Origin of the sequence: Pseudomonas monteilii NBRC 103158 = DSM 14164 (assembly GCF_000730605.1) — a bacterium.
Classification (GTDB): domain Bacteria; phylum Pseudomonadota; class Gammaproteobacteria; order Pseudomonadales; family Pseudomonadaceae; genus Aquipseudomonas; species Aquipseudomonas monteilii.
On record NZ_BBIS01000053.1, the window covers coordinates 20461 to 33897 of the forward strand.

Annotated in this window: 9 protein-coding genes and 3 pseudogenes; 10 read left to right on the forward strand and 2 right to left on the reverse strand. The window is 59.2% G+C overall.

Features of this window, described 5'->3' with window-relative positions; all coding sequences use genetic code 11:
* Positions 1 to 251: 251 nt before the first annotated feature.
* The 6 genes and pseudogenes from PM2_RS24590 to PM2_RS24615 form a co-directional block, all read left to right on the forward strand.
* Positions 252 to 1553 (forward strand): MFS transporter, encoded by a 1302-nt coding sequence (locus PM2_RS24590; protein ID WP_028699697.1) that lies wholly within the window; start codon positions 252 to 254, stop codon positions 1551 to 1553.
* Positions 1554 to 1584: 31 nt separating this feature from the next.
* On the forward strand, positions 1585 to 2766 hold the full coding sequence (locus tag PM2_RS24595) for a M20 aminoacylase family protein (RefSeq protein WP_033740700.1): 1182 nt from the start codon (positions 1585 to 1587) through the stop codon (positions 2764 to 2766).
* A 116-nt stretch (positions 2767 to 2882) separates the two neighbouring features.
* Entirely contained in the window at positions 2883 to 4223 is a 1341-nt protein-coding gene (locus PM2_RS24600; RefSeq protein WP_028699699.1) for an OprD family outer membrane porin, read from the forward strand.
* 44 nt (positions 4224 to 4267) lie between these two features.
* Positions 4268 to 4957, forward strand: a pseudogene (locus tag PM2_RS24605) (quinone oxidoreductase family protein); the annotation flags it as partial.
* Between the two features lie 71 nt (positions 4958 to 5028).
* Positions 5029 to 5707: pseudogene (locus PM2_RS24610) on the forward strand (TauD/TfdA dioxygenase family protein); the annotation flags it as partial.
* A gap of 221 nt (positions 5708 to 5928) precedes the next feature.
* Positions 5929 to 6612: pseudogene (locus tag PM2_RS24615) on the forward strand (transposase); the annotation flags it as partial.
* Between the two features lie 298 nt (positions 6613 to 6910).
* On the opposite strand, the gene PM2_RS24620 reads toward PM2_RS24615, so the two are convergent.
* Complete coding sequence (locus PM2_RS24620) at positions 6911 to 7900, reverse strand: AraC family transcriptional regulator (RefSeq protein ID WP_033740702.1); 990 nt, start codon at positions 7898 to 7900, stop codon at positions 6911 to 6913.
* A gap of 229 nt (positions 7901 to 8129) precedes the next feature.
* Between PM2_RS24620 and antA the strand changes: the two genes are divergently transcribed.
* The 4 genes from antA to PM2_RS24640 all read left to right on the forward strand — a co-directional run bounded on the left by antA (position 8130) and on the right by PM2_RS24640 (position 12004).
* Positions 8130 to 9530: an anthranilate 1,2-dioxygenase large subunit gene (antA, locus tag PM2_RS24625; RefSeq protein WP_028699700.1), complete on the forward strand. Its 1401-nt coding sequence runs from the start codon at positions 8130 to 8132 to the stop codon at positions 9528 to 9530.
* 2 nt (positions 9531 to 9532) lie between these two features.
* On the forward strand, positions 9533 to 10024 hold the full coding sequence (gene antB, locus PM2_RS24630; protein ID WP_028699701.1) for an anthranilate 1,2-dioxygenase small subunit: 492 nt from the start codon (positions 9533 to 9535) through the stop codon (positions 10022 to 10024).
* Between the two features lie 18 nt (positions 10025 to 10042).
* Positions 10043 to 11068 carry an anthranilate 1,2-dioxygenase electron transfer component AntC gene (gene antC / locus PM2_RS24635; protein WP_028699702.1) on the forward strand — a complete coding sequence of 342 codons (1026 nt, stop codon included), beginning with the start codon at positions 10043 to 10045 and terminating at the stop codon, positions 11066 to 11068.
* 90 nt (positions 11069 to 11158) lie between these two features.
* Positions 11159 to 12004 (forward strand): alpha/beta hydrolase, encoded by an 846-nt coding sequence (locus tag PM2_RS24640; RefSeq protein ID WP_028699703.1) that lies wholly within the window; start codon positions 11159 to 11161, stop codon positions 12002 to 12004.
* A gap of 50 nt (positions 12005 to 12054) precedes the next feature.
* Here the strand turns inward: PM2_RS24640 and PM2_RS24645 are convergent, their stop codons facing one another.
* Positions 12055 to 13332: an OprD family porin gene (locus PM2_RS24645; protein WP_028699704.1), complete on the reverse strand. Its 1278-nt coding sequence runs from the start codon at positions 13330 to 13332 to the stop codon at positions 12055 to 12057.
* Positions 13333 to 13437: the final 105 nt, after the last annotated feature.

Sequence of the window (13437 nt, forward strand, 5' to 3'; positions counted from 1 at the left end):
TAAAAGTGCCGGCAAGCGCCTGTGTCACCCTGATTACAGGCATTTACCGGCCCGCATACATCTGAATCGTCACACTTCCTGCCCACCTGTGGTGCACATCCTGTCGAATCTGCCCAGCGGCTGCCCACGCAACGCTGTCGGGCAACTGCGCCTGTACCGTTTGTGAGGGCCTTGCAGAAATGCCAAGTGCAGATTGTGCCTGCAGGCCCAAGACTGGCGGCACAACAAGCAGATGGGTTCAGGAACGCAGAATGAAAACCACAACCGCTAGTGCGACCTGCGCGACAGCCGACCAGTCACGTACACAGCCAACCTCGCCTGACATGCGCCGAGTGGTCATTGCCTCATCCCTGGGCAATGCCCTGGAAATCTACGATTTCACGGTGTACAGCTTTTTCGCCGCCATCATCGGCAAACTGTTCTTCCCCAGCGATTCAGCTTTCGCCGGCCTGTTGCTGTCGTTGGCAACTTTTGCCGTGGGCTTTCTGATGCGCCCACTGGGCGGTGTGTTGATTGGCCGGGTCGCTGACCGTCACGGGCGCAAGGCCGCCTTGTCGTTGACCATTGGCCTGATGACCGTCGGCACCGCAATCATCGCCTTCTGCCCTACCTATGCCAGCATCGGCATCAGTGCCACCGTGCTGCTGGTGTTAGGGCGCTTGCTGCAAGGCCTTTCGGCCGGTGGCGAAGTGGGGACGGCCTCGGCGTTTCTGATGGAATCCGGCAGCACCGCAAACCGCTGCTTCATGGTCAGCTGGCAGGGTGCCAGCCAAGGCGCCGCGGCGTTGCTGGGTGCCCTCAGTGGGCTGCTGCTGAGCCACCTGCTCAGCCCTGAAGCCCTTGAAGGCTGGGGCTGGAGGGTGCCTTTCGTGATTGGCCTGCTGATCGGCCCGGTAGGCTGGTACATTCGCCGCCACCTGGATGAAACCCACGCCCCAGGCGATGCAGCCACTCCCCTGAACCAGCTGCTGAACACCCAACGGCGCACCCTGCTGCTGGGCATCGCGACGATGGCCAGCTCTACGGTCAGCATGTACCTGGTGGTGTTCTACATGCCGACCTACCTGATTCGTACCCTGCAGTATCCAGCCAGCACCGCCTTCGCCCTGGTCGGCTTGGCCAGCGCCCTGCTGGCGATCATGCCGCCGATCGCTGCGCGCGTGGCTGACCGCATGCCCCGCCGCAAGCCAATGCTGTATTGGACCATGGGCATGCCGCTGATTATGGTCTACCCCTCCTTCCTGCTGTTGGGCAGTGGCAATTCGCTGCTGATGATGCTGGCCATCGTGCTGTTGATTATGCCGCTGGCCGTCGGCATCGGACCGTTCATGTCCCTGCTGATGGAAGCCTTCCCACGTGAGCAACGTGTGACCGGCATGTCGATCATCTACAGCTTCGGCGTCACCCTGTTCGGTGGTTTTTCGCCGCTGCTGGTGACCTGGCTGATCGGCCTGACCGGCAACCCGCTGACGCCGGCGGCCTACCTGATTGGCGCCGTAGCGCTGAGCCTGGCCGCGCTGCGGCTGTTCCCTGAACACCCAGGCCGCGCCTGAACCTCACTCATTCGCCAATAAGGACTCAGCCATGAGCATTTTCAAGATCATCAATGAACTGCAGGACAGCGCCGCCCATTTCGCCCTGATCCGCCAGGACATTCACCGCGCGCCCGAGTTGGGCGGCGACACTCCGCGCACTTCAGCGCTGGTTGCCGAGATGCTCGGCGGCTGGGGCTACGAGGTTCACACCGGTGTCGGCGGCCACGGCGTGGTGGGCGTGCTGAGGCGTGGCGACGGCAAGCGTAGCCTGGGTATCCGCGCCGACATGGACGCCCTGCCGATTCTGGAAAAAAATGGCCTGCCGTGGGCCAGCCAGCACCCAGGGCGCATGCACGCCTGCGGTCATGATGGCCACACTGCCACCTTGCTGGCCGCCGCCGAACAACTGGCGCGTTCGGCGAGCTTCGATGGCACCCTGAACCTGATTTTCCAGCCCGATGAGGAAGGCTTGGCCGGGGCCAGGCTGATGATTGAAGATGACCTGTTCACGCGCTTCCCTTGCGATGCGGTGTACGCCTACCACAACATGCCTGGCCTTGAAGTTGGCCAGGCCGTGGTGCAAAGCGGCGGCTTCATGGCCTCTTCGGAACGGGTGACCATCACCCTTAACGGACGAGGCGGGCACGGCGCAATGCCGGAGCGGGCAATCGACCCGGTTCCCGCGCTGGGCGCAATCATCGGCGCCTTGCAGACCGTGGTCTCACGCAACCTTGCTGCGGACGACGCGGCCGTGATCACGGTCGGTACGGTACATGCCGGCAGCGCCTACAACATCATCTCGCAAACGGCTTGCCTGCAGGTAAGCGTGCGTACCGCCACGCCAAGAATCCGCGAGTTGGTGGAGCGCCGCATCCGCGAAATCGTCGCCGGCCAAGCCGCCAGTTACGGGGTCAGCGCTGAGATCGACTACCAATTGTTGGCCCCGGTGCTGGTCAACAGCGAAGCCGAGACCGAACGCTTGCGCGCGGTGGTCGAGGCGGTACTAGGCGCCGAAAATGTGCTCAAGCAAATGCCGGTACGGCTGATGGGCAGCGAAGACTTCGCCTGGATGCTCAACGCAAGGCCGGGCTGTTATTTCGTCCTCGGCAATGGCCACGGTGAGTTTACCGGCTGTTCGGTACACAACGATCATTACGACTTCAATGACCGCGTCATCCCACTGGGGGCCGCCTGCTGGGTGGCGTTAGTCCAGGGTTACCTGCACAGCTGAAATGCTTGGGCGCTCTTCGCGGATGCGCAGAGCGCCCCAGGTCGCGAACATCAGTCTCGGCGACCGAGCGTGATTGCACCTTCACAACAATAAAAAGATCCATAAGGAAGCACGTTATGCATACCGTTCGTTCGACCCAAGTGGTCGTAGGGCTTTCGGCCGTCTTCATTTTGACGCCGATGAATGCTCAAGCCAGCGAGGCCGGCTTTATCGAGGACAGTTCGCTGACCCTCAATACCCGCCAATGGTACTCCCACGAGATCGCCAGCAAAGACACTTACTATTACGCCCAGACATCCGAAGGACGCCGCCCGGTGCGTGACCGCACGGCATGGCTGGAAGGGTTCAAGCTCGATTATGTTTCCGGGTTTACCCAAGGCATGGTCGGCATTGGCCTGGATCTGTCGCTGTACTCGGCCGTGGCGCTTGAACGCGGCAAACTGGCGACCGCAGGCGGCAGCAATCGGCTGTTGGTGGACAAGGACGGTAACGTGGTCGATGACTGGAGCAAACTGGGCATTGCAGTGCTGAAGTTCAAAGTCTCAGACACCGTCCTCAAAGTTGGCAGGCACCAGGTCAAGACACCCGTCATGGCATATGCCGACACTCGAACACTGCCTTCGTCTTACGATGGGATCTCACTTGAAAGCAACGAAATCGAGGGGCTGACGTTCAAGTCCGGCTACTTCGACAAAGCCACGCCGCGAACCGGTGCCGGTAGCCAGGACTTGAGCCCCAGTTTCGGCTCCCGCCGAGTCAGCGGCGACTGGGTCGCCTACGCCGGTGCCGATTACCTGGCCAGGAGCGGTTGGCGCGCCAACCTCTATGTTTCACGTTTCGAAGACATCTGGGATCGCGAGTACGTGGGCCTTGGCAGGCAATTCAAAGGGGACACGATCAACACCGATGTGCAGTTCGATTTCTATAACACGCAGTCCAGCGGGCGGGAGGTGGCTGGCAAGATCGAGCAGCAGGCGTATGGCATCAGCGTGACACCCAAGTACAAGAACCACAGCTTGAGACTGGGTTTGCAGCAAATCAAGGGTGATGAATATTTCGACTACGTGGCCGAAACCAATGCGATCAATCTGCCCAATACCCAGTTGTCGTTCTACAACGGCCCGAACGAACGCTCATTCCAGGTTAACTACATTAACGACTTTGCTGCCTACGGCCTGCCGGGTTTCAAGACCAACCTGTGGTACATCAAGGGCTGGGGTATCGATGGCACTCACTATGATAGTGGGGCCAAAGGCATCTATTCGTCGGTACTCAAGCAAAGCGACGAAAGCCACTACGAAGTCGGGGCTTTCGTCAATTATGTGACCCAGTCAGGCCGCTTGGCGGGGGCCAGCATAATCAGTGGGTATGTGTGGCATCGCGCCAGTGAGTATCAGGTTGAAGGTAACATCGAGGAATTTCGGCTGATCGTCAACGTGCCCTTCAAGATCTTCTGAACAGGTGGACGCGGCGCCATGGCCAAGTCGTGGTGGTAGCCCTGAACGTCGCCGTCGGTGACCGCGTCACCTCTACCGGCTTCATCAATACCCTAGGCGCCTACAGCACCGAGCGCGTCATCCCCGCCGCGCCGCTAATCAAGCTGCCTGCTGGCATCAGCTGCGAAACTGCCGCAGCCATGACCATGTGCGGCCTCACCACGTCATACCTGCTGCGCCACCTGTACGACTTCAAGCCGGGTGACAGCATCCTGCTGCACGCCGCCGCCGGCGGTGTCGGCCTGCTCGTCTCGCAATGGGCCAAGCTGCTCGGCCTGAACGTGATCGGCACCGTGTCGACCGAGGCCAAGCTGGCTCGTGCACATGACTGCAGCCACATCATCAACTACAGCCACGAAGATGTAGCCAAGCGCGTGCGCGAGCTGACCGACGGCGTGGGCGTCAACGTGGTGTTCGACAGTGTCGGGCGCAGTACCTTCATGGGCTCGCTGGATTCCCTCAATCGCCGAAGCCTGATGGTCTGTGTGGGCACCTCCTCCGGCATGATCGAGCCATTCGACCCGCAGATCCTGGCGATCAAAGGCTCGCTGATGCTGACCCGCCCGGCCCTGGCCGACTACATTGCCGACCCCGCCGAAAAAGCCGCCATGGCCGGCGAGCTGTTTGACCATGTCAGCAGTGGCCGCTTCAAGATCGATATCAACCAGCGCCACGAGCTAAAGGATGCCGTGTAAGCCCATCGCGACCTTGAAGCACACAAGACCACCGGCTCATCGATCTTCTGCATCTAAGGGCAGACCACATCATGCAAGTCGAACAATTGACCTGCACCATCGGTGCCGAACTGGTTGGCCTGAACCTGGCCGACGCCATACATGACGTTGGGCTGTTCGCCGAGATTCGCCAGCAACTGCTCAAGCACCGAGTGCTGTTCCTGCGCAACCGGGACATCAGCCACGCCGAGTATGTGGCGTTCGCCCGGCGCTTCGCCGAGCGGGAAGATCACCCGGTGGACGGCAGCCACCCGGACTACCCTGGCCTGGTGCAGATCCACAAATCACCGGGAACCCCGGTGGACCGCTACGAGAACGGCTGGCACACTGACACTACCTGACGCGAAAGCCCTTCCATGGGTGCTCCGCTGCCTGGAATGCCTGCCCGCGGGCGGCGACACCTAGTGGGCGAACATGGTGGTGGCCTACGAGCGCCTGCCTGCGGACGTCAAGGACAAGATCGAAGGCCTGCGCGCCCGGCACAGCATCGAGGCCAGCTTTGGCGCCGCCATGCCGATCGAAAAGCGCCTGGCGCTCAAGGATCGCTACCCGGATGCCGAGCATCCTGTGGTGCGCACGCACCCTGAAACTGGTGAGAAGGTGCTGGTCGTCATTAGCTTCACCACCCACTTCAGTAACTACCACACCCACGACCGGGCTCGCTTTGGCCAGGACTACAACCCGGGCCCTTCTGAGTTGCTGCGCTACCTGAAGGTTTTCGACAATAACACCTGTTATCTCAGCGCCTTAAACACTGCGGGCTCAACTCATCCAGACAATTTCTCAAAGCTGTCACAAACCTTGAAATTCAGACCTATCAGGAAACCGCGAGAAAATAAAATCCTTAAGGATTCTCCGATCAAGTTTCAGCACAGCGCCCGCCTGCTGTGCTGAAATAGCCCACCACTCCACCACGAGCTACAGCCAGTCCCATGAGTCAGATGAGCTTTTCCGATTTCGAGTACGCCGGCAAGCGCAAGCAAACCCGTCGCGAGCGTTTCCTGGCCGAGATGGAACAGGTGGTTCCGTGGAGTGGACTGGTGGCGTTGATCGAGCCTCGCTACCCAAAGGCTGGCGGTGGCCGCAAGCCCTATCCGCTAGAGACCATGCTGCGCATTCATCTGCTGCAGAACTGGTTTTCTCTCAGTGATCCAGCCATGGAAGAGGCGCTGTACGAGATCACTTCGATGCGCCAGTTCGCTCGTCTGACGCTCAGCGCTCCGATCCCCGAAGACACGACGATCATGAACTTCCGGCACCTTCTGGAGAAACACCAACTGGCAGCGGGCATCCTGGAAGTCATCAATCGCTACTGGCAGGACAAAGGTCTGTCGCTTCGCCAAGGCACCATCAGATTGCAGCCCGGCGCAGCACGTACAAGAAGCATGGCAAGCGCAACGCCGTATTAAGCGACCCGCAAGATCGAGAAGGCCAAGGCCCAGGTGCGAGCCAAGGTCGAGCACCCGTTTCGGGTGATCAAGCGCCAGTTTAGCTATACGAAAGTACGCTTTCGAGGATTGGCCAACAACACCGCTCGGATGCTGACGCTATTCGCTTTGTCGAACCTGTGGATGGCACGCCGACATTTGTTAGCGTGCGCAGGAGAGGTGCGCGCGCAATGCAGGAAATGGCTGCTGCGAAGCACCTTGCAGTGGTCGATGGGCCCGAATAACAGAGAATGCTGATCAGGTTACAACGTACGTCGTTTTTTGATGTGTTGGCTGCTCGATAGCCGGAAAATATCCGGCTATTTCAGACTATCCTTAATGTTCCTTATCGGCGAAGCCGGGGTTGAAGTAATGATGAGATTGCTAAACATACGGTAGGTAGGCAGACGGCTCTGTAGCCGGAAATTATCCGGCTATTTGAGATCATCCTTAAGGGTATTCACCTTCAATAATGAGCGCTAACTCGTCAGTTGACGCGGTGCGATTTCAAAGTTTGAGAAGGCAGCTCCCCAAAACGCTCCTTGTACTCCTTGGAAAAACGGCCGAATTGCTGAAAACCATAATCCATGGCAATGCTGGAGACCTTTTCCGAAGCGCGTGCCTGAGTCAGCCGTACACGCACCTGTTCGAAGCGTAACTGGCGGTAGTACGCCATCGGCGTCATACCGTAATGGGTATGAAAATCACGATACAAGCGCTCGCGTGAAACACCCGCAGCGTGCTCCAGGTCTTCAAGCGTCAGTGGTGTTTCAAGGGATGTATTGAACATCCCTTCAAGTTGGGCCAGGTACTGCGGGCGCCCGGTTTGCCGCGCTTGCAATTCATCAAAATAGTTATGCCGTTGAGAGAACAGCAGGCTCGTGATCAAGCTACCTTCAAAGTTGCTCCAAACCTCGGGTAGGTCGCACAACGAGTTCTCGGTCTGCAGCATCGACTGAACACTTTCCACCAGCTTCCACCACTCTTGCATCGCCCCTTCCACATGCACCATGGGCTCGAAAAGTATAGGCTGCACGATTTGCCGACCCAGCAACTTCGATAGCTTTGCCTCCAGCGCGCTGCGCGAAAGTTTGACCATTTTCTTCCGGCACTTCTCACCGATGGTCATGCGCAAGGACTGGTTGGGCGAGAGGATCACGCCCACCGAAGGGTTGGAAACGAAGGCCTTGCCTTGATGCTCGATGCTTTGCTCTCCGTATACCGGCAAGTTGATGCTGTAGCTCTCCTCCAGATCCTGGATCTTCACGCTCACCAGGGTCGAGTATTCGATATCCCCGATAGCGGCATTGCCAATGATCGTGCCGTGATGACGAAAATCCAGCTCGTCAGGCCTGGGGACTTCAAGGGCATGTGGCCCATTGATGCTCAACATCCACTGTACGGCTTGCGCCGGCGTGTTGAGAACGGTTGAGAACTGCTGACGACTGGCATTGTTTTTATTGTGGGAGTAACGCATGGCATTTCCTCATCGAGCCCGAACCGCGAACGTCTCATTCATGCGCTTTTGCGGTAGCACGCTGGGCCACGCTATTTCTCTGGCGCGCCCACGTCAAGCACCATCAGTCCAGCCAGCGGCCTGATGAAAAGCGCAAAACTGGATAGTAATCACGTGGTAGCTGAATAGTGCCGGAGCGGGCTGGGGGGTTTAATCAAAACATTCCCGCAGCAAGCAAAGGTCAGACTCCATGAGCACCAAATCAATTGCCCAGTGGCAGGACTTCATCAAGGGCTGCCTGGACTTTCGCCCAGCGCAAGGCGTGTACCGCATCGCCCGTGACATGTTCACTGAGCCGGCGCTGTTCGATCTCGAGATGGAGCTGATTTTCGAGAAAAACTGGATCTACGCGTGCCACGAAAGCGAGATCGCCGAAAAGCACGACTTCGTGACCCTACGCGCCGGCCGTCAGCCCCTGATCATCACCCGGGACGGCGAAGGCCAGCTCAACGCCCTGATCAACGCCTGTCAGCATCGTGGTACGACCTTGACCCGCGTCGGCAAGGGCAACCAATCGACCTTTACCTGCCCCTTCCATGCCTGGTGCTACAAAAGCGACGGTCGCCTGGTCAAGGTCAAGGCGCCGGGCGAATACCCAGAAGATTTCGACAAGGCCACGCGCGGCCTGAAAAAAGCCCGCATCGAAAGCTACAAGGGCTTTGTCTTCGTCAGCCTCGATGTGCACGGCAAGGACTCGCTGAAAGACTTCCTGGGCGACGCCCGGGTGTTCTTCGACATGATGGTCGCGCAGTCCGCCACGGGCGAACTTGAAGTGCTGCCGGGCAAGTCGTCCTACACCTACGAAGGCAACTGGAAGCTGCAGAACGAAAATGGCCTTGACGGTTATCACGTCAGCACCGTGCACTATAACTACGTGGCCACTGTGCAACATCGCCAGCAGGTCAACGCCGAGAAAGGCCTGACCGCCAACGACACCCTGGACTACAGCAAGCTGGGGGCCGGCGACAAGGAAACCGATGACGGCTGGTTTGCCTTCCACAACGGCCACAGCGTGCTGTTCAGTGATATGCCCAACCCGGCCGTACGCCCCGGCTACGCCGCGATCATGCCGCGCCTCGTTGCAGAGCACGGCCAGGGCAAGGCCGAATGGATGATGCACCGCCTGCGCAACCTGAACATCTACCCAAGCATGTTCTTCCTCGACCAGATCAGTTCGCAGCTGCGCATTATCCGCCCACTGGCCTGGAACAAGACCGAGATCAACAGTTTCTGCCTAGGCGTCAAAGGCGAGTCCGACGCCGACCGCGAGAACCGCATTCGTCAATTCGAAGATTTCTTCAATGTCTCGGGCCTTGGTACGCCGGACGACCTGGTGGAGTTTCGTGAAGCGCAGCGCGGTTTCCAGGCGCGCCTGGAGCGCTGGAGCGACATTTCACGCGGCAGCGGCAAGTGGGTCGAAGGCCCTACCCGCAACAGCGAGACCATCGGCATTGCCCCGGCCCTGACTGGCACCGAGTTCACCCACGAAGGCCTGTACGTCAACCAGCATGGCAACTGGCAGCGCTTCCTGCTTGAGGGCCTGGCCCGCAAGGCCGAAGAACAACAATCCCTCAAGCTCAAGGAGGTGTGAACATGAATGGCGAACTGCAATACCGCGTCGAACAGTTTTTCTACCGTAACGCCGAAGCCTGCGATGCCCAGGACTGGGATGCCTACCTGGCCATGTTCAGTGAGGACAGCGAATTTCACCTGCCGCAGTGGGACTCGGAGCACGTCTACACCCTTGACCCAAAGAAAGGCATGTCGCTGATCTACTACGCCAATCGCGGCGGGCTGGAAGATCGGGTGTTTCGAATTCGCACCGGCAAAGCGGCTTCGACCATTCCCATGCCGCGCACCCTGCACCTGATCAGCAACGTCCGCGTTGCCCCGCTGGAAGGTGATGAGCTGGAAGTAAAGGTCAACTGGCACACGTTGTACTACCGCCTGCAGAACGCCGAGCAATTCTTTGGCCGCGCCACCTACCGCCTGCGGCCCGACGGCGAGAGCTGGAAGATTGCCCGCAAGCATGTGGTGCTGCTCAACGACACGATCAATTCGGTGCTCGACTTCTACCATCTTTGACAGGGCGGATTACCCATCATGACGTACAAGGTTGCCTTTAACTTTGCCGATGGAAAAACCCTGTTCTGCACCGTTCAGGGCAACGAAGTGCTGCTTGATGCGGCGCTGCGTGCAGGCATCAAGATTCCGCTGGATTGCCGCGAAGGTGTGTGTGCCACCTGCCAGGGCCGCTGTGAGTCTGGGCAGTACACCCAGGACTACGTGGACGACGAGGCGCTCTCGGCCACTGACCTTGCCCTGCGCAAAGTGCTGACCTGCCAGACACGCGTGCAGTCGGATTCAGCGTTCTATTTCGATTTCGACTCAACGCTCTGCCATGGCGCGGGCACCGTTGAACAACGCGGCACTGTCAGCGCCGTGGTACAGGTTTCGCCGCCCACGGCGATCCTTCATGTCGATGCCAGCGCGGCAGCACAGCGCCTGGATTATCTGCCCGGCCAGTACGCCCGCATTCAGGTGCCAGGCACCGATCACAAGCGCTCGTACTCCTTTGCCAATCAGCCCAACAGCGCCAACCAGTTGCAGTTCCTGATTCGCCTGCTGCCTGACGGGGCGATGAGCAACTACATGCGTGAACGTTGCCAGGTTGGCGATGAGCTGGTATTCGAGGCGCCTTTGGGGGCCTTCTACCTGCGCCACATCACCCGGCCACTGGTGATGGTTGCCGGCGGCACAGGCCTGTCGGCGTTCCTCGGCATGCTCGACGAAATTGCCGAACGTGGTGGGTGTGGCCAACCCGTGCACCTTTACTACGGCGTTCGGCAGGCGGCGGACCTCTGCGAACTGGAGCGGATCGCAGGCTACGCCAAATGCATTCCCGACTTCAGCTTTACCCCGGTAATCAGCGACGCCGACCCTCTTTGGCACGGCAAATGCGGCTATGTCACCGAACATTTCGAGTTGCCGCATATGCACAGCGCGCCGTTCGACATGTACCTGTGCGGGCCGCCGCCGATGGTCGAGTCGGTGAAGAACTGGCTGAATGAGCAAGGCCTGGAAAACAGCCACCTCTACTACGAAAAATTCGCCCAGAGCAACACCTGAGCCCTGAGGCTGCACTTTTCGAATGCCGAACCGCCGCTTGGCGGTTCGGTTGTTTCTGTTGAGCCTGACTTCAACGCAAGAGACTGAGCCATGCCAAAAAACACAGCAGAATACCAATACGTCACCGGGCAGTATCGCCCCAGCTTCACCGCCCTGTTCGAGCAGTACCAATTGGCCAACGACCAGGTGCTACGTGAGCGCACCTGGTATCTGGATTTGCGCTACGGTCTACACCCCAGGCAGACCCTGGACCTGTGCTTTGCCAAAGGCACCGCCAAAGCCAACCTGGTCTATCTGCACGCCGGCTACTGGCAGTCGCGAGACAAGGCACAGTTTCGCTTCATTGCCTCGGCGCTGAGTGCACGCGGCTTTAACGTCGCCCTACTGAACTACCCACTGTGCCCTGATGTAGCTGTCGATCAGATCGTCGCCAGCGTAAGTCACGGCCTACTGTTCAGCCTCACGAAACTCCCGGCCAGGGACCGCCGCCTGCCGCTCATGCTTGCGGGGCATTCGGCGGGGGCGCACCTTGCGGTCGAGTTGGCCATGGCGCAAACCGCACTCGCGCCGCAGCAGCGCCCCATCTCAGCAATAGTACCGATCAGCGGGATCTATGATTTGGCGCCACTGATCGAAACCAGCCTGAATGACAAACTGCGCCTGGACATGCGACAGGCGCAGGCTTGCTCGCCACTAACCCGCGTGAGCGGTGCGCTGGTGCCTGCAGCTTTTGTCGTCGGGGGAGAAGAAACGCCAGCGTTTCTTGAGCAGAGTCGCAGCATGATGGAAGCGTGGGCACTAACGGGTAGCCCGGCGACCTGCCTGGAGGTCGCAGGCCGTGATCATTTCACGGTTTTGCAGGAATTCGAGGGGGCGGGTGGCATGCTGCTTGAGCTGATCGACAACCTGTACCAAGCGGCCTGCCCTGCTGGCTGAAACCGCCTGAAGCATGAACGCGGCCGCCCCTGAGGGCGGCCTGCGGGTCACTAGAACTTGAAGGTGTAGCTGGTGATCAAGCGGTTCTCCTGGTAATCCACCCCAGAGGCCTGACCGTTGCCATAGCGCGTCTTGACGTCGATGTTGCGCCACTCGAATGCAACGCCCTGAAGCGGGCCACTCTGCACCACGTAGCTGATAAAGAGATTGCGCTCGCTCTCGACGTTCTGGTCCAGGGCGTTGTTGCCGCGATCGATGCCGGTGCCGCGCAGGTAGCGGGTCATCAGCTTCAGGCCAGGTACACCGTAGCCGGCAAAGTCCAGGTCGTAACGCAACTGCCAGGAACTTTCATTAGGTTTGACGAAGCCGACAGCAGACCAGTTCACCAGGTAGGGTTGCGGCGCATAGCCATTGAGGGTCGGGAATGTGCTTTCACCGAGCATGCGCTGATAACCGACCGCGACAGTGTGCGAGTTCTTCCTCAGGCTGGTGAGCAAACCGTAGGAACGGTTGTCGATGTTGCCGTACAGGGCCTGCCCATCCTCGTTGTTGTTGAAATAGCGCAGGTCGGTCTTCAACGCAAAGCCGTTACCCAGATCGTTGGTTTGGGTGAGGCCCAGGTATTGCTGCTGATAAATATCTTCCAGTTGCCCATAGAAGTACGTAGCGGAAAGACGCGGGGTGAATGCGTAGCTGGCGCCGGCGAAGTTCAGCCCATCGCTGGTGCGGCGCGGACCGTTGGGCCCGGTGAACAGGTACATTTTTTCGCGATTGGACGACTCGCGACTGCTGATCTCGGTAAAGCGCCCACCCGTCAGCACCAAACCGTCCACTTCACGCGACTCCAGCAACAGACCGTGGTAGGTGGTGATCAACTGGCGTGTATCGTCGATAAAGGCAACCGGCAGCAGCGGGCGGTGCTCCCCGACTTTAAGCTCGGTCCTGGAGTAGCGCACCTTGCCGGTCAAGGCAGCGCGGCCATAGTCGTGTACCTGTTGGCCTTTGCTGTCATCGTAGGGAATGACGCTATCCGGCCCCCGACCACCGCCGCCATCCAGGCGATAGGCATATTGCCCGGACACATCGAGACCGAATTGCAAGGGGCCTTCGGTGTAGCCAGAGATGGCACGAAAATCGAACCCCTGGGTCCAGCTACCGACCCGTGACTGTGGCGCGCCGTTTTGCTTGAAGTCGCGATCCAGGTAGAAGTTGCGAAGCCCCAGACTGATCTGGCGGTCTTTCACGAAGTCTGCCTGGGCAGAAATCGGCACGAACATCCCCATCAAGCCCGCAGCAACGCCGCTGGCCAGCCAATTTTTATGGAACATCGAGGTGAGCCCTTCTGAGGTGTGCAAAGCACAGCCGTGGGAGCAGATCAGTTGGCCGAAAGGCAGAGCTCCGGCACTCGACCTACCTTGTTATTTTTATGACCA

What these genes read in the sequence shown, in the direction of transcription:
- PM2_RS24590 (WP_028699697.1), top strand. Translation starts at nt 252, where the DNA reads ATGAAAACCACAACCGCTAGTGCGACCTGCGCGACAGCCGACCAGTCA.
- PM2_RS24595 (WP_033740700.1), top strand. Translation starts at nt 1,585, where the DNA reads ATGAGCATTTTCAAGATCATCAATGAACTGCAGGACAGCGCCGCCCAT.
- PM2_RS24600 (WP_028699699.1), top strand. Translation starts at nt 2,883, where the DNA reads ATGCATACCGTTCGTTCGACCCAAGTGGTCGTAGGGCTTTCGGCCGTC.
- PM2_RS24620 (WP_033740702.1), bottom strand. Translation starts at nt 7,900, where the DNA reads ATGCGTTACTCCCACAATAAAAACAATGCCAGTCGTCAGCAGTTCTCA.
- antA (WP_028699700.1), top strand. Translation starts at nt 8,130, where the DNA reads ATGAGCACCAAATCAATTGCCCAGTGGCAGGACTTCATCAAGGGCTGC.
- antB (WP_028699701.1), top strand. Translation starts at nt 9,533, where the DNA reads ATGAATGGCGAACTGCAATACCGCGTCGAACAGTTTTTCTACCGTAAC.
- antC (WP_028699702.1), top strand. Translation starts at nt 10,043, where the DNA reads ATGACGTACAAGGTTGCCTTTAACTTTGCCGATGGAAAAACCCTGTTC.
- PM2_RS24640 (WP_028699703.1), top strand. Translation starts at nt 11,159, where the DNA reads ATGCCAAAAAACACAGCAGAATACCAATACGTCACCGGGCAGTATCGC.
- PM2_RS24645 (WP_028699704.1), bottom strand. Translation starts at nt 13,332, where the DNA reads ATGTTCCATAAAAATTGGCTGGCCAGCGGCGTTGCTGCGGGCTTGATG.